4 protein-coding genes and 1 pseudogene are annotated in these 25,703 nt (G+C 64.2%); 2 read left to right on the top strand and 3 right to left on the bottom strand.

What is annotated here, in order from left to right; all coding sequences use genetic code 11:
• Positions 1–96: 96 nt before the first annotated feature.
• Positions 97–2,112 (bottom strand): annotated as a pseudogene (hrpA, locus tag AC1VWL_RS13925) (ATP-dependent RNA helicase HrpA); the annotation flags it as partial.
• An 88-nt stretch (positions 2,113–2,200) separates the two neighbouring features.
• Between hrpA and AC1VWL_RS13920 the strand changes: the two are divergent.
• Positions 2,201–2,797, top strand: coding sequence for a Dps family protein (locus AC1VWL_RS13920; RefSeq protein ID WP_481510990.1), 597 nt, complete (start codon positions 2,201–2,203; stop codon positions 2,795–2,797).
• Between the two features lie 204 nt (positions 2,798–3,001).
• Entirely contained in the window at positions 3,002–4,804 is a 1,803-nt protein-coding gene (gene recQ, locus AC1VWL_RS13915) for a DNA helicase RecQ (protein ID WP_482987084.1), read from the top strand.
• A 40-nt stretch (positions 4,805–4,844) separates the two neighbouring features.
• On the opposite strand, the gene AC1VWL_RS13910 is transcribed toward recQ, so the two are convergent.
• Entirely contained in the window at positions 4,845–6,455 is a 1,611-nt protein-coding gene (locus AC1VWL_RS13910) for a ShlB/FhaC/HecB family hemolysin secretion/activation protein (RefSeq protein WP_482987086.1), read from the bottom strand.
• Positions 6,456–6,475: 20 nt separating this feature from the next.
• Complete coding sequence (locus tag AC1VWL_RS13905) at positions 6,476–25,615, bottom strand: leukotoxin LktA family filamentous adhesin (protein ID WP_482987083.1); 19,140 nt, start codon at positions 25,613–25,615, stop codon at positions 6,476–6,478.
• Positions 25,616–25,703 lie beyond the last annotated feature (88 nt).

Genomic DNA, 25,703 nt, shown 5'->3' with positions numbered 1-25,703 from the left:
GATTCAACCCCGGGTGCCTCTGGGGGTTACCCGTGTTTTTGTGGCGGCGCGCTCCGTGTTCGGTCTAACCCCTTAACGGCACCCCGGTTTTAAAGCCGGTTTCCCCTCGCGCGCCAGACGTGCAGCCTTGTGCTGCTCGCCACGCGTGGCTTTGCGCTTGGCCTCGGCATCACCACCGGCCGGCATGGCCGGCGGCGCCGCCAACAGCGCCTTGCCGAAGGCTTCGTCCTCGCCCATCGCCCAACCCAGCTCCTCGCACAGCAGGCGCAGCTGGCGGTGCAGCTCGCGCCATTCGCGCATGCGCAGGAAGCCGAGGAAATGGCGCCCGCACCAGTCGCGCAGTTTGGACTGGGTGAGCTCTTCGTGGGCATCGCGGTAGGCATTCCACAGCCGCAGGATGCCGATGAATTCGGAGCGTGCATCGGCAAACAAGGCGTGTGCATTGTCGGCTGCCTCACGTGCTTCCGGTGGCCGCTCGCGCGGGTCCTGGATACCAAGGAAGGACGCAATCACCAGCATCTCACGCAGGCAACCGCCCTTCTGCGCGGCCACCAGCATGCGCGCCAGTTTCACGTCCACCGGCAAGCGCGCCATCTGCCGGCCGATGGCGGTGAGCTTGCGCTCCTCGTCGATCGCACCAAGCTCGACCAGCTGTTGCCAACCGTCGGCCACCGCACGCTCGTCCGGCGCTTCAAGGAACGGGAACTCGTCGATCTTGCCCAGGCCCAGCTGCAGCATGCGCAGGATCACACCGGACAACGAGGAACGGCGGATCTCAGGATCGGTGAACTCCGATCGGCTCAGGAAATCAGCCTCCGAATACAGCCGGTAACACACGCCCTCGGAGATACGACCGCAACGTCCCTTGCGCTGGTTGGCGCTGGCCTGCGATACCGCTTCGATATGCAGGCGATCGAGCTTCTGCCGGGGGCTATAGCGTTTGACGCGGGCAAAACCCGGATCAACCACGTAGCGGATGCGCGGCACGGTCAGCGAGGTTTCGGCGACGTTGGTGGTCAGTACCACGCGTCGCTTCGGGCCGGGATTGAATACCCGGTCCTGGTCCTTGGCCGACAGCCGCGCATACAGCGGCAGCACCTCGGTCTCGCGGTATTTGCGACGTTCCAAAGCCTGGTGGGTATCGCGGATCTCGCGCTCACCTGGCAGGAAGATCAATACGTCGCCGCGCGCATCGCTGCGGGTGATTTCATCGACGGCAGCCACAATGGCCGAGACCGGATCCATCGCCGGATCGCTGTCCGCCTCGCTGCGTTTGCCGCGCGCTGGCGCCGTAGCACTGTCAGCGCTCTGCCCCATGTCCTCCAGCGGCCGGTAACGCACCTCCACCGGGTAGGTGCGGCCTTCGACATTGACCACCGGCGCATTGTCGAAGTGGCGCGAGAAACGCTCGGTATCGATGGTGGCCGAGGTCACGATCAACTTCAGGTCCGGGCGCTTGCGCAGCAGCTGCTTCAGGTAGCCCAGCAGGAAGTCGATGTTGAGGCTGCGTTCGTGCGCCTCGTCGATGATCAAGGTGTCGTAGCGCGACAACCAGCGGTCCGAGGCGATCTCGGCCAATAGGATGCCATCGGTCATGAACTTGATGCGGCTGTCTTCACCGACCTTGTCGGTGAAGCGCACCTGGTAACCGACCACCGTGCCGAGTTCGGTCTGCAGTTCCTCGGCCACGCGCGCAGCCACCGCGCGGGCGGCAATGCGCCGTGGTTGGGTGCAGCCAATCATCCCAGCCTCGCCGCGACCGGCCGCCAGGCAGAGTTTGGGCAGCTGGGTGGTCTTGCCGGAGCCGGTCTCGCCAGCGATGACCACTACCTGATGGGCCCGGATCAGGCTACTGATCTGCTCGGCTTCACGTGCGATCGGCAGCGCTTCGTCCATGCTGACCACGATCGGCCGCGCAGCGCGCTGCTGGCGCTGCGCGTGCGAGCGCTGCAGCTGCTGCTGGAAGGCCTGCTCGGCCGCCGCGTCCGCGGGCTTGCCCTGCCAGCGCGACAGCAGCCCCAACAGCCGCCCACGGTCACGGCTCATCGCCCCGTCAATGGCGGGGCGGGCGGCGCGCAGGCGCGCGGACAGGTCTTTTTCGATAGTGCTCATCAATCGTTCAACGTCAAAACTTGAAATACAGGTATGGTGCCCAGAGCGCTATTGTGAAGCCATTCAACCCGCCAAGGAGAAAAGCGTCATGGCCAAGGCCAAGAACAGCAGCAAACCAGAAGCCGGCAAGAAGAAGCAGGCCGCAGCAGCAGCCGTCACCAAGACGGAAATCGGCAAGAAAAAACTGGCAGCTGCCGCACCCTCGGCACCTGCTGTAGATATCGGGATCAAGGACGCAGATCGCAAGAAGGTGGCCGACGGCCTTTCACACTTCCTTGCCGATTCCTACACGCTGTACCTGAAGACCCACAACTTCCACTGGAACGTCACCGGGTCGATGTTCAACTCGCTGCACAACATGTTCATGGACCAGTACACCGAGCAGTGGAACGCCCTGGACGAGATCGCCGAGCGCATCCGCGCCCTGGGTTTCAACGCGCCGGGTTCCTACCGCGAGTTCGCTGCGTTGACCTCGATTGCCGAGGAGCCGGGCCTGAATGACAGTGCCGACTGGCGCGAGATGGTCCGCCAGCTGGTGGTCGGCAATGAAGCGGTTTGCCGGACCGCACGCAAGGTGCTGGACCAGGCCGATGATGCAGACGACGCCCCCAGCGAGGACCTGTTGACCCAGCGCCTGCAGATCCATGAGAAGTATGCGTGGATGCTGCGGTCGCTGCTGCAGTAACGGGTTCGACGCAGTACCTGTAGTGCCGAGCCAAGCTCGGCAGGGGCTTTATCGGCAAGGCCTCAGCCGAGCATGGCTTGGCAACTACAGGGGGTTTATCGGCAAGGCCCCTGCCGAGCATGGCTCGGCACTACAGGCGGATCGCTGCCTGCCTGACGCTGTATCGATCATTCAGCGCGGCCCGCCAGCGGGTAAACTAGCGCAATGCCCCAGAGTCCCGCGCAACAACTGCTCTCCAGCGTTTTCGGTTACGACAGTTTCCGCGGCGATCAGCAGGCCATCGTCGAGCACGTCGCCAATGGCAACGACGCCTTGGTATTGATGCCGACCGGCGGCGGCAAATCCCTGTGCTACCAGATCCCGGCCCTGCTGCGTGAAGGCTGCGGCATCGTCATCTCGCCGCTGATCGCGTTGATGCAGGACCAGGTGGAGGCGCTGCACCAGGTCGGTGTCCGCGCCGAATTCCTCAATTCCACGCTGGACGCTGAAACCGCCGCGCGGGTCGAGCGCGAGCTGCTGGCCGGCGAGCTGAAACTGCTCTACGTCGCCCCGGAGCGTCTGCTGACCGGGCGCTTTCTGTCATTGCTGGGCCGCGCCCACATCTCGCTGTTCGCCATCGATGAGGCCCATTGCGTCTCGCAATGGGGGCATGACTTCCGCCCCGAATACCGGCAGCTGACGGTACTGCATGAGCGCTGGCCGCAGGTGCCGCGGATCGCCCTGACCGCCACCGCCGATCCGCCTACCCAGCGCGAGATCGCCGAGCGCCTGGACCTGTCCACCGCCCAGCATTTCGTCAGCTCCTTCGACCGCCCCAACATTCGTTACACCGTGGTGCAGAAGGACAACGCCAAACGCCAGCTGCTGGGCTTCCTGCGCAATCACCGCGATGAGGCCGGCATCGTCTATTGCATGTCCCGGCGCAAGGTCGAGGAGACCGCGCAGTTCCTGTGTGGCGAAGGCATGCAGGCCCTGCCCTATCACGCTGGCATGCCGCCGGAGGTACGCGCCGCCAACCAGCGTCGCTTCCTGCGCGAGGACGGCATCGTGATGTGCGCCACCATCGCCTTCGGCATGGGCATCGACAAGCCGGACGTGCGTTTTGTCGCGCACACCGACCTGCCCAAATCGATGGAAGGTTATTACCAGGAAACCGGCCGTGCCGGCCGCGATGGCGAAGCCGCCGAAGCCTGGCTGTGCTACGGCCTCGGCGACGTGGTGCTACTCAAGCAGATGATCGAGCAGTCCGAGGCCGGCGAGGAGCGCAAGCAGCTGGAGCGTGCCAAGCTCGACCATCTGCTCGGATACTGCGAATCGATGCAGTGCCGCCGCCAGGTGCTGCTGGCCGGCTTCGGCGAAACCTATCCCAAGCCCTGCGGCAACTGCGACAACTGCCTCACCCCACCCGCGGCCTGGGATGCCACCATTCCGGCGCAGAAGGCGCTGAGCTGCGTGTACCGCAGCGGCCAGCGCTTTGGCGTCGGCCACCTGATCGACATCCTGCGCGGCAGCGACAACGAACGCATCCGCCAGTTCGGCCACGACAAGCTCAGCACCTACGCCATCGGCAATGACCTGGATGCGCGCGCCTGGCGCGGCGTGTTCCGCCAGCTGGTTGCCGCCAGCCTGCTGGAAGTGGACCCGGAAAGCCACGGCGGCCTGCGCCTGACCGATGCCAGCCGCGACGTGCTGACCGGCCGCCGGCAGATGATGATGCGCCGCGACGCTGCACCCACGCGCGAGCGCGAGCGCGGTAGCCCGCGTACCGGTCTGCCGGTACAAGCCGGCGACCTATCGCTGTTCCAGGCACTGCGCGGGTTGCGTGCGGAACTGGCACGCGAACAGAACGTGCCGGCATTCGTGATCTTCCACGACAGCACCCTGCGCAACATCGCCGAGCAGCGCCCGACCAGCGTCGACGCACTCGGCAAGGTTGGCGGCATTGGCGGCAGCAAGCTGGCCCGTTACGGCCAGCGCCTGGTCGAGATCGTGCGCGAGCAGGGCTGACGGGCGGCGCTGAGCCACCCTGCCCTGCCCGGGGTCTTGATCACCAGCGGGCGCTGATGCGGAAATCCGCGCGCACGTTGTCCTGGTCCTTCAGCACTTTGTCCAGCGGATGACCCAGGTCGAGGCTATAGCTGTAGCGTTTGAACAACTGTCCGTTCAAGCCGAAGCCAACGCTGCTGATGCTTGCCGAGGTCGGGAAATCCCCCCGCACCTCACCGTGATCGAAGAACACATAGGCGTCGTGCGCCTGCCGATACGGCCTGTGCAGTTCAACGCTGCCGAAGTAGCCCTTTACCCCGGACAGTGCACCGCGGACATAGCCACGCACGCTGCCAATCCCGCCCACCTGGAACAGATTGCTCGACGGCAGGAACTCCCCGGAGGTGAACTGCCAGCCCAGCTGCGCGCGATAAAGGAAGGCACTGCCACCGATCCGCTGCGTCCAGCTGGTGTTGCCGTTGGCGACAGTGAAGTTGCGGCCGTTCTTCAGCGTCTCATCGGTGCGCACCCGCGATACGCCTTGGTAGATCGACCAGTCGTAGCCGTTGTTGCGGTAGCCCGCGCTCACGCCCAACGACATGCTGGTGGATTTGATCTCCGAAACCTGCACATCCGCGATCTCGGACGTTGAGTTTCCGCGTGAAACACTGGCGATGGTGGACAGCAGCCACTTCTGGCTGGCGATCCACGGCTGGCTGTAGTCAAGCCCGTAGTTGGTGGATTCGCCGGTGATGTCGAGGTCGCGATAGGCACCATCGATGATGTTGATCTGATTGCGCGACACGTTCACGCCAACCCGACCGTTACGCTTGTTGACGATGCCCGAGTAGGCGATTCGACCCTCGAGGCCCCCTCGCGAATAGGCCACCGAGCCTGCCAGCAGATCGTTGATACCCGCCAACCCCCAGAATTGACCCTGCACGCCATAACGCTCGCGGCCGGTGCTCTCCACACCCGAGTTGTCGATGAACACCCCCCAGTTGTGCGGGTCAGGGAACTCGGTCATCAGCACGATGTCGGTCGTGCCCACCGCTTGGCCCGGTCGCAGCAGTGCGCGCACCTGCAGGTCGCTGGTCCGGTTGAGGTAGACCAGCTCATCGCGTAGACGATCGGTCTGCACCACTTCCCCCTCTGGCTGGTGAAGCCTTCGCTTTACGAAGCGTTCCGGCACCTTGCCCTCACCAGCAACTGTCAGCTTGCCCAACCGACCCTCGATCAAGCTGATCTGCACCTCGCCATTCTCGATCGCCTGGCCCTTCAACACGGCCTTGGCAGTGGAAATACCCTTGGCGGCATAAAGTGCATTGACCTCATCCAGCAGCTTCTCCAGCTCGGCCATGCTCACCTGGCGCCCTACATAGGCTGCCGAGACAGCATCGAGGTCCTCGCGGGCGAGCAACTCCGATGGGCTGAAGCGTACCGCCGTCAGGTTGAACTGCAGATCGCCATCTGCATTCTTCACAGCCTTGTCTTCCACCGCCTGCTGTTCCAGCGGATCGTCCAGTGTCCGCTGCGGCTGCAACGGCTGCCGCTGCTCGTAGTAGCCATCGATGCGCTGCGTCGTTGTCTGGCCGCCTTCAGCGGTGGTTGACTGCGCCTGCGCGATGCACGGCAGCAACGCGCCGCCAAGTAGTAGCAACCCTCGATACATCTTCACGCCCCTGTGCTTCATTAGTTGGGTGCCCCGAAGTTGACAGCCGCACCATCCGTAGCGATGACGTCCTCACCCATGTCCACATCGAACACGCGTACCGGTGCCTGGTCGCTATAGCCCGGGTCGAGCTGCAGCATCCGGCCCATGTAACGCAACGCGCTTTCACCGAAGTAGTTCAGGTCACTATCGACATGGTCACGGTTGTAATTGGGGCTGGTGACACGGAAGCCGTCGCCGAAACTCTCAACATAGGCATCGGTGACCAGGAACGTACCATCGGCAGCCAAGCGGAAGGACTTGTCCAGCTGTATCAGCTGTACATCCACCGGCCGCAGCATGGGATTGGTGTTGTCCATGAACACCCGCATCTGCGCAGTATTCAATGCCATGGTCCGTTCGATGTAAGCCTGACCGATACTGGCCCGGGCCGAACGGGTTGCCAGCTGCGCGTCCACCGCCTTGAGCTGGTCTATCAACCAGGCATCACGCGGATCCACCTCAACCACTACCTTGCGCGCCACACCGTTGTGATAACCCGTCAGGGTTGTGGTCAGTGGCCCCTGCCCGGCGGCCGACTGCGCTACCTGAGCCTGGATGCTGTCCGCAGCGAGGTTCAGGCGCGTATCAACCAACGCCTGCGAAAGCGAGAGCTGATCACGGGCGGCCAGAACGCCGGATACGGCTTGCAGGTTGCCACCACTCAGTGAACCACCCTGTGCGTCCATGCTGACGGTGCTACCCGCGGCCACCCGGTCGAACGTGATGCTGCCACCGGAAATGATCGACTGCGCGCGGCCACTGGCACCGCTGCCAACCGTGACATCTCCCTGTGACTGCAAGCGCGTGTCGCCTCCTGCGGCGTAGCGGCCCCATCGCTGGGCGCCTCCGCTGGTGCCGGTGATGTTCTGCGCGACATCTGCCTCTTCGATGGCTATATCAGCCGCCGCCGTTGCCAGCAGCGAACCGCCAGCGTCCACTTGCCCACCCAACACGCTGCCTGCATGCGATGTCAGGCCGATGTCGTCAGCCGCCTGCAGGTGACCGAAGGACAGCGTGCCACTGGACGTCAGCGCAATGCCGCAACCGGCCTGCAGCAGGCCTATGCTGATCACGCCGCCGGCACCGGCATCGAACGCGCAGCCAGTGGTCACCGCATCAGCGTTGATGTCACTGCCTGCCTTCCAGATTCCATCGCTGCCGATCTGCGCCACGCCCACCTGGATGGACTGACCCGCATCGAGGTACATCGTCCTCCCCGTCAGGGCCTTGGCTATTGCAATGTCGCCGCCCGCCGTGACGGTCAGGTCCTGCTCGCCCTCGAACGAACCGACGGTTGTGTTGCCACCGCTGGTCAGCGTCGCGTTGCCGCCGACGTTCAGGCTCGTCGCGCTCAGCGTGGTCGCTGCATTGGCAACCAATGCCTCACCAATGTTGATCGTACCCAGCACAACATCCGCCTTGCCATCGACAGTGGCATTGCCGGTGACATCAGCCTTGGCGATGGACAACGTGCCGACCGCATCGGCCGACAGATCGCTGCCAACCGTAAGCTCCTGCACATCCAGCGTGCTGCCCGAGGACAGCGCCGCAGCGCCACCCGAGGCCAGGACCCGCGCCGTCAGTGCGCCGACGGAGTCCGCGTCCAGGGCTCCCTGCACTGACAAGCTGTCGATACTGGTTGCACCGGTGCTGCTCAACACGGCATTACCGCCGACCGTGCCAGTGGTCAGGGCCAGATCGCCACCCGTCGTGACCGACACATCCTGCTTGCCATCAATCGTGCCGATCGTGGTGTTGCCACCGCTGATCAGCGTCGCGTTGCCGCCTGTGTTCAAGCTCGCCGCGCTCAGCGTGGTAGCTGCATTGGCAAACAATGCCTGACCAACGTTGGCTGTACCCAGCACCACATCCGCCTTGCCATCGACAGTGGCATTGCCGGTGATGTCGGCCTGGGCGATGGACAACGTGCCGACCGCATCGGCCGACAGATCGCTGCCAACCGTCAGCTCCTGCACATCCAGCGTGCTGCCCGAAGACAGCGCCGCAGCGCCACCCGAGGCCAGGACCCGCGCCGTCAGTGCGCCGACGGAGTCCGCGTCCAGGGCTCCCTGCACTGACAAGCTGTCGATACTGGTTGCACCGGTGCTGCTCAACACGGCATTACCGCCGACCGTGCCAGTGGTCAGGGCCAGATCGCCACCCGTCGTGACCGACACATCCTGCTTGCCATCAATCGTGCCGATCGTGGTGTTGCCACCGCTGATCAGCGTCGCGTTGCCGCCTGTGTTCAAGCTCGCCGCGCTCAGCGTGGTAGCTGCATTGGCAAACAATGCCTGACCAACGTTGGCTGTACCCAGCACCACATCCGCCTTGCCATCGACAGTGGCATTGCCGGTGATGTCGGCCTGGGCGATGGACAACGTGCCGACCGCATCGGCCGACAGATCGCTGCCAACCGTCAGCTCCTGCACATCCAGCGTGCTGCCCGAAGACAGCGTCGCAGCGCCACCCGAGGCCAGGACCCGCGCCGTCAGTGCGCCGACGGAATCCATATCCACGGCTCCCTGCACCGACAAGCTGTCGATGCTGGTTGCACCGGTGCTGCTCAACACGGCGTTGCCGCCGACCGTGCCAGTGGTCAGGGCCAGATCGCCACCCGTCGTGACCGACAGATCCTGCTTGCCATCAATCGTGCCGATCGTGGTGTTGCCACCGCTGGTCAAGGTTGCATCGCCGCCGACCGTGCCGGTGACCAGGTTCAGGTCCCTACCTGTCGTGATCAACACATCCTGCTTGCCATCAATCATGCCGATCGTGGTGTTGCCACCGCTGGTCAGCGTCGCGTTGCCGCCTGTGTTCAAGCTCGTCGCGCTCAGCGTGGTCGCTGCATTGGCGAGCAATGCCTCGCCCACGTTGGCCGTACCCAGCACCACATCCGCCTTGCCATCGACAGTGGCATTGCCGGTGACATCAGCCTTGGCGATGGACAGCGTGCCGACCGCATCGGCCGACAGATCGCTGCCAACCGTCAGCTCCTGCACATCCAGCGTGCTGCCCGAAGACAGCGTCGCAGCGCCACCCGAGGCCAGGACCCGCGCCGTCAGTGCGCCGACGGAATCCATATCCACGGCTCCCTGCACCGACAAGCTGTCGATGCTGGTTGCACCGGTGCTGCTCAACACGGCGTTGCCGCCGACCGTGCCAGTGGTCAGGGCCAGATCGCCACCCGTCGTGACCGACAGATCCTGCTTGCCATCAATCGTGCCGATTGTGGTGTTGCCACCGCTGGTCAAGGTTGCATTGCCGCCGACCGTACCCGTGGTCAGGACCAGATCGCCACCCGTCGCGACCGACAGATCCTGCTTGCCATCAATCGTGCCGATCATGGTGTTGCCACCGCTGGTCAGCGTCGCGTTGCTGCGGGTGTTCAGGCTCGTCGCGCTCAGCGTGGTCGCTGCATTGGCAACCAATGCCTGACCAACGTTGGCCGTACCCAGCACCACATCCGCCTTGCCATCGACAGTGGCATTGCCGGTCACATCAGCCTTGGCGATGGACAACGTGCCGACCGCATCGGCCGACAGATCGCTGCCAACCGTAAGCTCCTGCACATCCAGCGTGCTGCCCGAGGACAGCGCCGCAGCGCCACCCGAGGCCAGGACCCGCGCCGTCAGTGCGCCGACGGAATCCGCGTCCAGGGTTCCCTGCACCGACAAGCTGTCGATGCTGGTTGCACCGGTGCTGCTCAACACGGCATTGCCGCCGACCGTACCAGTGGTCAGTGCCAGATCGCCACCCGTCGCGACCGAAAGATCCTGCTTGCCATCAATCGCGCCGATCGTGGTGTTGCCACCGCTGGTCAGCGTCGCGTTGCCGCCGGTGTTCAGGCTCGTCGCGCTCAGCGTGGTCGCTGCATTGGCGACCAAAGCCTGGCCAACGTTGGCCGTACCCAGCACCACATCCGCCTTGCCATCGACAATGGCATTGCCGGTGATGTCGGCCTGCACGATGGACAACGTGCCGACTGCATCGGCCGACAGATCGCTGCCAACCGCCAGCTCCTGCACATCCAGCGTGCGGCCGGAGGAAAGCGCCATCGTTGTCCCCGCCAGCAGCTGACGCGCCGCAAGCGCCTCGCCTGCGCTCAGCTGCATGGAACTTCCTGCAACCGCATCCCGCAACGTCATTGCACCACTGCTGCTTGCATCGATCTGCAGGCCTGCCAACAGGTCGCCACCCTGCAACGAGGCGGCGACAACGTTCAGGTTGTTGCCCGCCTTCAAACTGTCGAACGTGATGTCAGCAGAGCCGGCAATATCCAGGTTGCCTGCATCGGCAACCAGCGTGCCGATGCGACCCGGCCCAACCAACTCAAGGAAGGCATCCCCTCCCTGCGTGCCACCATTGACCAAGCCACCAGCAATGCTCAGCCGCTCACCGTTCTGGCCCAAGCCGGTCTGTGCATTGAGGTTCACCTGCGTTCCGGTAACAGAAAGCAGGTTCACCTGCCCATCGCCGTTACCGGCGATACGCCCGCCTGCCACGAGACTCATCACACCAGCGTTGCTGCCTCCGGCAACCTGCAACTGCCCGAGCTGCATATCTCCGACTGTGGTCACATCCAGCAGCGAAGCCGCCTGCATCCGCGCCGCATCGCCCATCCCCAGGCTGCCGAGGTTGGCTGTCACCGCTTCGCCCTCCACCAAGCCGCCGGCCCGCAATTGCAGTTGACCACCCGCACTGATGGTTATGAGCTTGGCCTGCAGCGCATCCAGTTCGACGCCACCCGTTGCGACCAGCAAGGCATTGCCCTGGGCGGACTGCACTTCGCCCAGCGCCATGTCACCAGCCGCGGCCAAGCTGATGTCATCGCGCGCGCGCGCCTCATCAATCCGCAGATCGCCCGGCGCTCCGCTGTACAGCACTCCGCCAGCATCGGCACGCAGGCTGCCACCGGCCCGCAATGCCTGCGCGACCAGGTTCGCCGCCGCACCGACCTGCATGTTCCGGCCACTCTCGAGCGTACCGATGGTCAATGCCGTTTTGGGACTGCTGATCAGGATATCGCCACCTGCATTGCCATCCAGACGACCATTGTCGAGCTGGAGATTCAGAGCACCGCCATCCTGCGCGCTGATATTGTCGCGTGCGCTCAGCTGCACACCACCGGCTCCTGAACGAAGACTGGTGACGCTGGAGCTCGTTGACAACAGGCTGCCATCGCGTACGTCCAGACGCATGCGATCACCTGAATACAGCGAATCAAACAGCAGGTTGCCACCATGCTGGCGGATACCCAGGGCACCACCGGCATTGGCCGAGAGCGTGCCGCCCAGCTTGAGCCCCAGCAACGCCTCGTTGGCGGTACCGACATTGCTCCCGATGCTGCCGTCGGCCTCGATCTTCAGGTTGCCACCCACGTTCAGCAGCGTCCCGGCTGTTGCACCGGCAAGGTTGCCCGCCACGCCCAAGGCAGCATTGCCGGCGACATCCAGCGCCGCCACCGTCAGATTGTCGGTGGATTGCAGATAGGCCGAGCTGCCGGCTTGCGCGGTCAGTGCGCCGCTGGCCTTCACGTACAGCGGCGAGGTCTGCTTGATCCGGATGAAGTCCACCGGCCCCGCCTGCAGCTCGGCCTCGCTCATTGCCTTCAGCTGGTCGATGGTGATCACCTCACCATTGCGACCGATCAGCTGAACATCGCCTGGCGACGTAGCCATCGCCAGGGCCAGGGCTTCCTTCGGATCGAGGTTTCCGGCGTACACGCGGGCGTAGTTGACGTCGACGCTTTCGGCCAACTTGCCCAGGCCGTCACGCGCTCTCAAGGTGACGTTGCTACCGGAGATGGTGGGTGCAGCGTTGTTGTTGCCAGTTGACTTGGCCGGCTCCAGCGCGCTGGCGTTGATGGCGAACTGCAGCTGGCCTTCATCCCAATGCGCGCGATCAGACAACTCCTTGTAGATGCTCGAATTCGTATCCAGGGTAAAGCTGAAGTTGGTACTGGGTGTGGCGAAGTCAGCGCCCGTTGCCCAGCTCGCCCCGTACACGGCGCCGAAGGTGGCATCCATCTGTTGATACAGATCGGCGACAAAGGCAGCCACCTGGGCATCGCTCTGCACGACGCCTGCAGCCAACTCGGCACGTGCGCGGTAGGCAGCGAGCAAGGCCGTGTTCGGCACGAATGCACCGCCGACGATTCCGCCCTGCTTGTAGAGGTTCAGGTATTCCGCATACAAGCCCTCCACCTGCCGCTCATAGGTGGCAACGGTGTCGGCAACGCCGCTACCATCCAGCTTCAAGCGCTTGCGGATGTCCTCGATCTGGCTGTCGCTGAGCCCCTTGCCTGACTCACGCTGCGCGCCATCCAGCAGCGAGCCGTTCCTTGCTTCCAGATACACATCACCATTGGTCGCGGTCACACCGCCCACCCAGAAATCACCATCCACGTCCACCAACGACACGTTCTCACGCGCCGATGCGTGAACATTGCCGCCGCGGACCTGGTTGTTGGCACCATTGCTTTCGTGTGCAGAGATCACCAGAGCGCCGGCGGAGCCGATCTTGCCGATACTACCGGTGGTGCTGGTCAGCCTGACGTTGCTGCCGACGATGGAAACCGCATCACCTGCCACGCCGTTGATGTTTCCGGAAGCGATCAGGCTCACGTCGCCATAGCCGGACTGTGCATTGCCCGCCACCAAGCGCACGTCCGCATTGGAGTGAACGTTGAGCGCAATATCGCCCCCATTGGTGCTTGCCTTGACCGTACCGCCGCTGGACTGCGCAGCCTCGATCGCCTTTCCGTCAATCGCGCCGATGCCGTTCCTGGCATTCAGAATCAGGTTCTGCGCATACAGCGTGGCGCGATCATTGCCTTGGATGATGCTGCCCTGGCTGGAGCTCAGCGTGGTAGTGCCAGCCTTGTTGTTGATGGTTCCGTTGAGGTACAGATCGCTGACAACACTGACATCGACACTCCCCTTGTCGCGGCTGACAAAGCCAATTGATATCGGGTTGTCCGCTCTCACACTGGCATTGAGCTTCAGCTGGCCACTCTGCGGGAATCTGTAGCGGTACCAGGTTTCGTAGCCCCCCTTGCCACCTTCGCGCGACGGGTCCCAATGCAAGCCACCACCCGGCGTCGGGAAGCCGAAATTGCAGCCCGATTGGACTACGCCGCAACCATAGCCCACGCCAACGTTGTCGAAATTCCCGAAGCTGCCCGAGTAATTCCATTCCATGTCGGCACCAGAGGTGCCTGCACGGTAGTAGGTGCCGCCACCAGTGATCCAGCGTTGCGCGCCAGAGGCCTCACCACCACCGGGCCCATTGAGGAACTTCCAGGTCCCTGCTGTATTGCTGTTCCAGTCAATGGTGCGACCAATGTTGGCCGTCATCGACCACCGGTAGCGCATGCCAGCAGTGGGGTTGTAGCTGGACACATTGCTGATGCTGTTGGCGGTTTCCCAGGTGTTGCAGGCAGCACCACATACGCTGTTATCGTAGGCTCGGGCCTGCTCACCGGCACGCTGCACATACCACACGGAGTACGCTGCCTTGCCATCGAGGCTGGTCTTGAGCCGGTCGATGATCTGCACCACGCCATCCTGGCCGGTCGCCACATTCATGCCACTCAGCTGGACGTCACGACCAAGGCCAACATCCACCTTCACCTGACCGAAGCCGCTGGTGACGTTGATCTTGCCCTTGTTGGTGGTGCTGACGATCATGCCGTCCAACATCACCTTGCCACCGCCGGAGGCATTGACGTCATCCACAATGAAGCGCTTGGCCGCTGTGTCGTACTTGACCGAGATCAGGTTGGACGCTGCGCCAATCGTGGTCACCATAGAACCTGGCACGGACAGCACGCCGCTCTGTGTATCCGCCCAAGCCAGCCAGTTCCTTGCATTGGTGTCATCGCTGATCTTCAGCGACCAGTCGATGCCCGCACCGGCTTCGATCTTGCCGTTGACATCGATATACCGGGCCGTGATGTTCACTTCGCGGGCGCGAATCGCACTGTTGTCCGCCGCGATGGCACCGTTCTGCGAATAGCTCGCGTTCCCGCTCAACTTATCGACGTAGGCGACGGTTGGGATCTTGATCGAATTCTTGTAGTTGTATGGGAACGTCGTGTAGTCGCCATACCCTGGCTGGTTGGTGCCGCAGCGCGAGCCGCCAACATGCGGCAAACATGCACCGTAGACGATGATGGCAGTACCGCCATAGTTAGCATCGCCCGGCTGCTTCAGCAGGTTGTTGTTGAGCTGCTCGGTATTGGTGGCGCCGTTCTTGTACTGCAGGTTGGCCAGCAGACCGGCCACCAGGTCGGCATTGCCATAGGCGCTGCCAAGCAGCCCCTGCAGGTAACTTGCCCACAGCCCCTCGGACGAAGCTACGGTCTTGTCCAGATTCTTGTTCTTGAAAGTGAAGGTGCCGTTCGGCGCGAACGTGTTGAAGCTTGCCGCGTATACCGGCCCGCTGACGATGGAGCCGGCCTTGGACTCGTAGCGGACATCGGCACCGATGCTGTTGACCACGCCCATCTGCAGGATCGAGGTGCCACTGCCCTGCGTATAGTTGCCGTTGATGTTGATATGCGGCTTGGCACCTGAGCTGCTGCCGCTGATGCGCTCGTAGCCACTGTTGACCGTGCCCGCAACCACTACGTTGCCGCCGGCGTAGTCGGGGATGTAGATGTTGCCGAACGCCAGGTGGTAGGCCGAGTCGTTGACGATATCCACCGACGGTGCACCATGCGCGGCTACCGATCCGGTACTGCCAATGCGAATGTTGGTGCCCTTCAGATAGACATCTGCACCCGCCGCATAGATATCGTCGATCAGCACGACCTGCTCGTTGTCGTTGACGACCTCACCTGGATCGAAGCTGCTGTCCAGTTGCTTGAGCTGGGCGACCGTCATGCAGGCGTAACCGATACCGATATCGGCGCTGCAGTTGAAACCACCCGTGATCCCGACGCGCACATCGGTCGCGGTGCCCGCAACCACCTTGCCGTCGATCGCCACGTTGCTGGCCACTGTTCCTGCGCCAGAGGGCGAGGAACGGTTGATGGTCACGGGGATGAAGCCCAGCTGGTAGCCCGTGGCGCGCCCACTCGCCTGCTGCGCGAAATAGTCGCCCCAGGCACCCACGTAGATGTCGCCAGAGCTGTTCAACGTCGAACCCTTACCCAGGCTCACCCCCATCTGCGCGCGGGTGGCAGCATCGGCGGAAACCGTCGGTATCGCGATCAGCCCGCGTACGTAACCCTCCGCGCCGGCATTGGTCAGCAGGTTGCTCTCCATCAAGCCGGTGCCGTCCTTGCCTGCGGACAGGTAGGCGTTCTGCACCGATGACAGGGTTCCGCCAGTCCCGACGTTGACGCTCTCGATGACATCGGCGTCCACCTTCGAATGCGCCGCGCCTACCGCTGCCAGACCCCAGGTATTGACCAGCGCCTGGCTGCTCAGTGAGCCGGTGGTGGTAGTACCCAGGTTGAGGTAGCCCAAGCTCGCCAGTTTGGCGTTGTTGCCAACGCTCACCTGGTTGCTGAAGTCGGCATCCATCTTCGTATCCACAACTGCAACCTGGATGGCACCGCCAGTCGACAGCTGCGCCTTGTCCACCGCCACTGCCTTGGTGCGGGCAACGATGTCGAGGTTGTTGGCACCGCCGCCGTTGGCGACACCCGATTGCAGCAATACGTTGTCACCAACACTGGCCACTGTCCTGCCGGTCAGCTGTGTCTCCAGCAACGCCGCGCTGCCATTGATCACGCCGCCGGCGGCGGCCTGCACCGCCGGGCCATCCAACAGGCTCTTGAACAGGTTGTCGGCAGTGATGCCCATACCGTGGCCGGCAAACAGGCGCGCACCGCTTCCCAGCGTCGCGGTCACCGTGCTGTCCACCACGTTGCGCACCTTTGAACCACTGGCACCGGCAACGGCAGCATTGGTTGAATCCGCGCTGCCGCCATAGCCGGCCTGGTGTGTCGCCGCCACAACGATGCTGTCAGCCAGAAGGCCCTTGCCATTGCCGGCATTGCTGCCGATGCTCGCGTCCACCACCGAGGTGCCATTGGTGCCCGCCGCACTGGCAGCACCGGAAATCAGGCCGCCGCTACCAGCGAAGGTGCTGGCCAGGTTGCTGTCGTTGCCGTTTGCAGTCACCGCCAGCTTGCCCATCATCTGCAGCGGATCGGCCGTGGTGCCGGCATGCGTGCCACTGATGCGATCACCGATGGCGGCGATGGTCCGGGTGTCGGAGCTGGCATTGGCCACCGCCGCACCCAGCGCCAGCCCACCGATGGTGATGCCGGTGGCTTGCGCGTCCTGTCGCGTGGTGCTGTCAGCTGCCACGATGAAGTCACCGTGGCTACCGATGACGACGTCGTTGCCAACCAGGGCCCTGGTCACGCTGTTGTCGCCGGCGTTGGCAACCGCGGCATTGGCGGCAAAATAGATGCCACCCGCACCTGCGGTGGCCGCCGCGGATACACCTGCGCCGGTGCCCAGCGCCGCTCCCCGCGTCGCCTTGACACTGACGTTGCCGTCACCGCTCACGTTTACCTTGTTACCGAGCGCAGCCAGCACGTCGGCCTTCGCCTCGGCATTGACCACCACTGCGCCCACTGCCGCGCCGGCAGACACGGTCGCACCCAAGCCGGTGGCACCTACCGTGGCATCGGAGCTGGCCACGACCTGCAGCGAAGATCCATCTCCTACCGCCGGGCCGGCAACGCCCGTCCCCTTGGTGATGATCCTCGCATCATCGCCAACGCCGGCATTCACGCTGCTGGTGTCCTTGGCCAGGACCACCACCGCATTGGCCGCGCCGGCCAGACCGGCAACGGCGCCGATGCCAGTGGCCTCGACGCCACCGCCGTGCAGCGCATTCAACCCGACCTGCTGGAAACCGCCCAGCGAAGAGCCTGCTCCCACCGTGGCCGATACCGTCGAATTGCGGGCAGCATGTGCGATCACTGCGCCTGCCGCCAATGCACCCGCGGCGGCGCCGGTCGCCTCAACGCTGGCACGGCTCTGGTCCGATGCCGAGACATCCAGACCACCGCCCTGGCCGGTGGCATTGAGGTTGCCCGACACCGACGCCGTAGTGGTCTGCCCGAAGTCATTCCACGCAACCGCCGCGCCCAGGCCAACCAGCCCGGCTGCACCCGCGATTGCCTTCACCGTCGAACTTGGCTGGCCGTTGTCAGCGCCACTCTTGGCCGCGACCTGGATATTGCCAGCACGTACGGTACCGTTCTCGATCGCCGCCGAGGTCTGCCCAAACATGCCGCTGTAGGCAACCGCACCACCTGCACCGAGCGCACCCGCCGCGAGCGCGCCCGCGGTGTTGCTGGCCTTCAACTGGCTCTCGGCATTGACGTCGACGCGGCTCGCCTCGACGTTCGCCCCCTTGATCGCGGCGATCACCTGGTCCTGCTTGCCCCCCAGCGTCAGCAGGCTGTTGGACGTGGCGCCATTGAGCTGTGCGAGGTGGCTGCTGTCCAGCTTGTCCGCCAGCGCTGCGTCACCCGTCACGCTGGCATCCAGTTTCTGTCCGGACGCAAGGCTGTCCACCGCCCCCTTGGTGCCGGACACTTCACCCAGCACGTCGCCGATATCACCTACGCCGGACAGCAGCACCGATGCTGCACCACCGATGCCGGTGCTCATGCCGATGCCAGCGGTGGCGGTCATCATCGCGATGTCGCGGATGGAAGCCGCGTCGACGTTCACTTCACCGCCGCTGCGAATGCTGCCACCACTGACCGTGGCCGCCACCTTGCTGCCCAGCAGCGTGATGTTGGCCGCCGCCCCCACGCCGCTTCCCAATCCTCCGGCCACCACACCGCTGTTGGCCTTGATGGCCAGCTCCTCAAGCGCGTCGACATCCACACCACCGGCGTCGATGCTGGCATCCACGATGGTGGCTTCGGTGGTGTTGGCGATCTGCTGGAACTGGGCCATGCCCGCCACGGCGGCAGCACCGGCCAACGCACCACTGACCACGGTATTCTCGAAGCGCGTATCGGTATGTGCGGCTACGCCCACGCCACCATCCACATCGATCACCGTGTTCACACCGGAGCCACCGATGCTTGCGCCGGTGCGCGTCTGCGCCATGTTCACCACCAGCGTGCCGGCAACCGCCGCTCCGCCCGCGGCACCCGCACCGGCGTTGATGCGGCTGTCCACCGTATTGATCGCATTCACCGCCAGGCTGGCGCCAACGGTCTTACCGCCGCTCAGCGACGCATCCGTATTGCTGGAGAACACATTGACCACGCCAGTGCCTGCACCGCCGGCCAGGCCGGCCGCCAGGCCGGCTACGGTGGTCTGCGCGGTTTGGCTGCCACGGGCATCCACGGCGATGTCGCCACTGGCGGCGATATCCGCGTTCTGGATCCGCGCCTTCGTCGTTGTCTGCAGCACCGTGCTTGATGCCGCACCGGAAGCACTGCCGCCGGCGCCCGCCGCGGCACCGATCACCAGCGAGCTTGCGCTCACGTCGCTACTGGCCTTGACCTTCACGTCCTGGCTGTCGCTGCCCTGCGCCAAGGCACTGTAGAAATCGAACTCGGCCGTGCTGTCGGCCCCCCCGCCACTCCCCGTGCCCGGCGTCGGCGTGCCGCGCGCAGGCAGCCACGTTCCTGCCCAGCTGCTCAGGTCATGCTTGTTGATCGCCGCAGAGCTGATGCTTGCCTCGGTCTGGGTACCGATCACGTTCACGCCGGCCATCACCGACAGCGTCTGTCCGCTGATCGGCGCAAAGGTGATCGCCTGGCTGACTCCCAGGGTATTGATGGCCTGGCTGGTTGCCGCATCCACCAACACACCCTGACCGCCGTTCCATGCCAACGCGCTGACCTTGGTCCCGGCACCATCGATCTGCGCCAGTGTCTTGCCGGTCATCAGGTTGACCACCGTGCCCAGGCCGATACCGGCGGTTGCCCCCACCGCGACGCTGCCGGCCAGCACGTCGATACCCTGCTGCTGCTTCGCATGCACGCTCACGTCGCCGTCGGCAATCACATCGGCGCCGTCGGCGATGCGCGCCTGCACCTGGCCCTCCATCAGGTTCACCGCGACCGAACCCGCGCCGCCAACCGCACCGCCGCCGCCAAGGCCGGCGGCGATTGTGCGGATGTTGGCACCACCATTGCCGGCCGCGTTGGTTGCTTCCGCCGAGACCTCGACGTTCTTCGCATGCACCTGGTAGCCATTGCCGCCGCCGACAAGGCTTGCCGTCGTGCTGCCGCCGATCTGGTTGAACGCGATCGCCGCGCCGACACCCACGCTGCCTGCAACGGCGCCGCCGCCAGCGAGGGAATCGATGCTGCGACCATCCTTGGCGTGCACGCGCACATCGGCGACATTGCTGTCGAGCCGGGTGTCCTGCAGCTGCGCCGAGGTGTCGGAGGTAACGATGTTGGTGGTGACGCTGCCGCCCACCGCGACGCTGCCCGCACCCGCCCCGGAGATAGCGGCAGTGCGGACCAGGTTGGTGGAACCGGCCTCGATATCCAGGCCGGTCGCCTTGTCCAGCCGTGAGCCGGTGACACTTGCCGAGGTGGTGCCACCGATGAGGTTGACGCTGCTGGCCGCCCCCACCGCCACGCTGCCCGCACCGGCCAGGGCACCGGCCAGCGAGTAGGCAGCCCCCTTGGTCCCGGCATTGACCGTGACCTCGCCAACCACGCCATCCCCCTTCAGCTGCAGGTCGGTGATGGTGGCGTCGGTGGTGTTGTTGACCAGGTTGGTGCTGTTGCTGGCCGAAATCGCCGCGGTACCTGCGGCGGCGCCGGCAATAGCCAGCGTCTTGATGGTGGAATCGGCAATCGCGCTCACGTCCAGATCGCCGCTACTGAGCTTTGTGCCACTCACGCCGGCGTGGGTGGTATCGGAGATGCTGCCAACATTGATGGCCGCGCCGACCGCGGCCGTACCTGCGCCAGCAACGGCGCCGGACAGCGTCTGGATCTTCGAGGTGTTCTCCGCGCCGACCGAGATGTTGGCGGCGGTCACCTCACCGCCGATGAGATCGGCGCTGGCGTTGTTGCCGATCGTGCTCCAGGCCACCGAACCCTGCACCGCGACATTGCCGGCGCCACCGCCAGCGATCGCAGCAGAGAGGATCTTCGCCTGGTTCTGTGCATCCAGCGTCACCTCACCGCTTGCGCTCAGGTCCGCGCCGCGCGCAGTCGCGCTGGTCTTGCTGCCGATCTCGTTGATGGTCAATGCCGCACCCACCGCGACCTTGGCGCCTGCGGTCACCGCGCCTGAAAGCGAGGCGATATACGCCGCATCGCTGGCATCCAGCCGGACCGAGGTTCCGTTCAACACCGTCGTTGCGGCATTTCCTGCTGCATCCACGCCGACCAGCGCCGCGGTGGTGTTGCTGATCTGGTTGTACGACGCACTGCCCACGCCAGCAAACTTGCCGGTGCTGACGCCCAGGCCGGCACTGACCGCCAGGATATCGGCATGGTCCTCGGCGGTGACGGCGATATCACCGCCGGTGGCACCGCTCAACTTGTTGATGTTGGCCCCGGCAATCGATGCCACGTGGCTGTTCTTGATGCTGTTGTAGCCGAACGCAACGCCGGCATTGTTGTCGCTGACCTGCACCATGCCGGCCACCGCGATGATCGAACTGCGCGCCTCGTTGCGCTCGATCGCCGCCACCTTGGTATCACTGCTGGATTCGGTGTCCGCGTTGGCATTGGCGGTCACGCCGCCGATGGCCGAGCCGCAATAATCCATGCCCATGGCCGAAGAGCAGCCGTCGTCGGTAGCACGCACGTCGGTGACGCGCGCGGTACCGGCGTAGGTGTCCAGCGTTCCGGAGAACACGATGTCCGCGCCGCCGTTGATCGTTGCAGTAGTCTGGTTGGCGATCTGATTGATCACCACCGAACCGGCCAGGCCGATATTGTTGGCTTCCTTCGAGACGCCGCCTGCCGCGGCCGCGGCAATGATCCGCGAAGCATCGGCAGCGATCACCTGCACGTCCCCTGCCTCGCGGATGCTGCCGCCGCTGATCGACGCGGCGGTCTTGTCGGCGATGTCCGCATAGGTCACGGCAATGCCCATGCCGACCTTGCCACCGCCATACAGCGCGCCACCACCATTGCCGATCTTCGACTCGTTGACCGCCTTCACGCCAACGTTGTAGCCGGCGGCACTGCTGCCCAGGGTTGTTCCCTCCAGGCTAGCGGTCGTGTTGTTCTTCGACATCGCCACCGTCGCCGACACCGCGGCAGCGGCAGCGGTGCTCTGGTCACTGGAGGCATTGACGCCAACACCCAGGCCGACGTTGACCTGCTCGTTCTCGTTGCGCGCGGTGATGGACACATCGCCGGCATTGTCCAGCGTGCTGCCAACCACACCGGCAACGGTTGTATTGGCGATATCGCCATAGGCCACGCCACCGGCAATGGCGGCGCTGCCGCTGCTGTTATCCGAGTTTGCCTTGGTGATGGAGATGGCGCCGCTGATGCTCACCAGCAGCGTCTTGTTCAGCGCGTTGACGTCCAGCTTGCTGACCGTATCCAGTCCATGCACGGTCGCCGAGGTGATGTCCGCCTTGGTGTTCTGGCGGATGCGGTTGATGGTGACGCTGCCCGACACCGCCACTCCGAACGAGGGCTGGTTGATCGGACCGGAATCGCTCTGCGGGGCATCCTTGCTGCCGAGCAGGCCCTTGGCCTTGTCGAAGTAGCCGGAAACCTTGTCGCCACCTATCTTCTTCAGGCCGCCGGCCATCGACTCCAACCCGGCAACCTTGTCGCTGGCACGTGCCTTGAGGCTGTCGAAGAAACCGGGGTTCTCACCGTTCTCCTTGTCCGCCAGCGCCTTCTGCGCCTTCTGGTCCTCTTCCTTCTGCGATTTGCTGCTGACCATCGCGCCGGCGGCGGCCACCGCCCCTGTCAGCCCCTCGCTTGTCGCGTTCACCGCCAATGCGTTGGTGGAGATGCTGCCAGCAGTCGCGGCAGATGTCCCCTGTTTGAAATCATCCGGGATGGCACCGACGAAGGCGCGCGTATCGGTGTCCATCTGCTGGTAAGCCACGCTGGCGCCAACCGACAGGCTGTCAGTCATCGCCACCGCGCCGGCCACCGACCACACGAACAGGTCCTCATCCGCTTTCACGTCCACGCTTCTGGCGATGACGCTGGCCTTGCTGCTCACGCCGGCCAGCGTGTGGCTGTCCAGGTCCAGCGCCGACGCGGTCCCGCTGACTCCGATGCTACCGCCCTGACCCGACTGCAATGCCAGCGAGACGATGGTCTCCTTGTTCTCGGCGGAAACTTCCAGTGCATGGCTGTTGATCACCGCGCCATCGTTGACCAGCGCAGTCGCCGAATTCTCATAGTCCATGTAGCCGACGCTTCCGCCTACCGCGGTACCGCCGTTACCGGCGGACACACGTTTCAGCGTCAGGCCCAGATCACCGGCTGCATGGATCGCGGTAATCTCGGTTCTGGCCCGTACCACCGCATCCTTGTCGAAGCTGCGTGTGATCTGCTTGCCCGCTTCATCCCTGGCATCCAGGGCCGCCGTCCACGCCTTGCCATCGGTGGCGGTGGTGGTGATGTGCGCATCGCTGGCCACACTGGTGCTGGCCGCGTTCCTGGTACGGAAATAGCTGACCACGCCACCCAAGGCGACGGAATCCGCCGATCCCTTGGCCGAACCGTAGGAAGTGAAAAGATCCGAAGGATCGCTGATCAGCGTCTTGGCTGCGGTGAGCGAATCCTTGAACGCGTCGAAGCTGCTGAATTTCGGCTGCGCCGCCTGCAGCGCGCTGAAATCGCGCGGCAACGTGACATTCGAGCCCAGTCCGACATGCGCGCCCTCAAGCGCAGCGCCGCTCCCGACCAGCGTCGATGCATCATGCTCGAGGTCGGCGATGGTTACGGCACCGGACAAGGTGAATGCCGAACCGTCATTGCTCTTGCCCTGGCCCTGGATGTTGCTCAGTGCATGGTTGGCGATCTGTGCATCGATGACCTGGCTGTCCACCACCACGTCGCCGCCGGCGGTGACCTTCGCACCGCTGCCAATCGTGGCATTGGCCGTATGGCTGCCACCGACGTAGCTGATGGCACCGCCCAGGCGAAACGGTGAAGGCGTGCTCGGCGTCCCGCCACCGGTTCCACCTCCGGGTTGCGATCCGTCGTCGCCGGACACCTTCTTCTGCGCTGCGGCGATACCCTTGCCGGCGAAGGACTGCACCAGTTCCATCAGCTTGTCGCCGCTGGAGCCCGCATCATCGCTCTTGTCCTCGTTCTTCTTTTCCTTCGGCGGCGCATCGACCAGGCTGGTAGTGCTGTTCTTGCTGGTAACACTCGCCGCCTGCACGGTGACGTTGCCGCTGGCATCGACGTCACGCGCCAGGGTCGCAGTGGCGCTGATGTCCTGCAGGCTGACGGCACCGGCCAGGCCGACCTTTCCGGTTGCATCCGAGTACGCTGTCGCCGAGGTTTCCAGCGACGAGGTATTGACCGCCGATACGTTCACGCTGCCTGCATCCAGCACCGCCGCGGACGCCTCGATGCTGGCAGTGGTGTTCACGTGCACGTTGCTGATCGCCGCAGTGAAACCAGCCGCAGTGTTGTTGGTCGCAAACGACTGCGCCGCAACCTTCAAGCGGGTATCGGCATCGGCCTTGACCGAGACCGCGCCGTCCGCCTTTACACCAGCGCCGGAGCGGATGATGGCATCGGTCGTTGCGTTGATCTGCGCATAGGTTGCACCAAGGCTCAGATAGTGGGTTTCAGGCTGGGTCTTGGGAGTACCATCCGGGTTCTTCACCGGGTTGCCCTGGTCGTCCAGAACCGGCACGTCCTTCTTTTCGTACGATTTCCCCGCGGCCGAGTTGTCGATCAGCTGCATCGTGCTTGCATGCAATGCAATATCGCCTTGCTTGCCGGTAGCGTTCGCTGTCGCGGTGAGATCGGCATTGCCGTTGACGACCACCTGGGCAGTGCTGTTCGCGCGCAGGAAGGCGATCTGCCCCCCCAGCGCCTTTTCCGCGCCAAGCTCGGCCGCAGTCTGCAACAAGTCACCAGCGGCGCTGATGTCGACCAGGCTGTCCTCGACGTTCTGCAGGATGCCATCCGGCGTGTTGTCCGGGTTCTTGTAGCCCGAGTCCACCTTGGCCAATGCAGTCAACTCGATGTCATTGGCGATCAGGCTGGCGCGCTCGCTGCTGTCACAACCAGGCTGCGCGGCGTCGCAACCGATGGTGACCGTGGCAGTGGCATCCTTGCTCAGGGCCAATCCGGTGTCGACGACGGCGGCCGCACGCAGCTGGATCTGGCCGTTGCCATCATCCACCAGCACAAGCTTGGCATCGTCGCCGCCGGTATTCACCGCGACGTCTTCGCGCTGCAGGTTGAACGCACCACTCAGGGTCTCATTGGCCGGAACGGCGACAAGGATGGTGCCAGTCACATCGATCGCGCGGGCTTGCACGCGCACGCCATTGCGGGCGTGCACCTTGCCGTCAATGCTGACTTCACCGTCTGCGCTGATCTGCTCCGGTAACAAGGTCCCGGCCATCAAACGCTTCAACGCCCCGCCGCCGGCCAAAATGTCACCCATGACATCCGCCCTTGGCGTCGCCACGCTCAACGAGCCAACGTTGAGTGCGCCCTGGTCACCAACCACCATTCCCATGGGATCGACGAAGAAGACACGACCACCGATCGCACCCGTGCTGTCGAGCAGACTGTTCACGGTACCGTTGATGTAGATCTTCGAGTCCCAGACCAGATTGACCAGATTGTTGATCTGGCTCCCTTCCTTGTTGGCCAGATCGGTGAACGGCAGCACCAGGTTGACCACATCGTTCTGCGCAACCTTGAAGTCCCTGAATGAGTTGAAGGCCACCCCGCCGTTGATGGTCTTGGTAGTCACCGTCGTGACGTTCCCATTCGCGACGATGTCCGTGTCCGTATCGCCGCGTTTGGTGACGTCGGTAACGCTCGGGGGCGATGCGGCTGTCGCCAGCCCAACCGGCAGTGCCAGCCCCAGCACCGAACCAATCGCCACTGCCAGGCCCGCCGGGCGCAGCTTGGGATCGCTTTTCGTCCTGGCGTGCAGGGTCTTGGCAGCGTTGGTTGCGTCAATGCGGTTCATGGCAGCTCCAGGGTGCGCCGCTGCCAGGCGGCAGCACTCAGATAGGCGGATACGCGACCGCTGACGCGGCCGCGCATGGATCAATCAA

Source organism: Stenotrophomonas sp. STEN063 (assembly GCF_056854515.1).
Note: the sequence above shows the minus strand (reverse complement) of the source record. Positions and strands in the feature narration are given on the sequence as shown.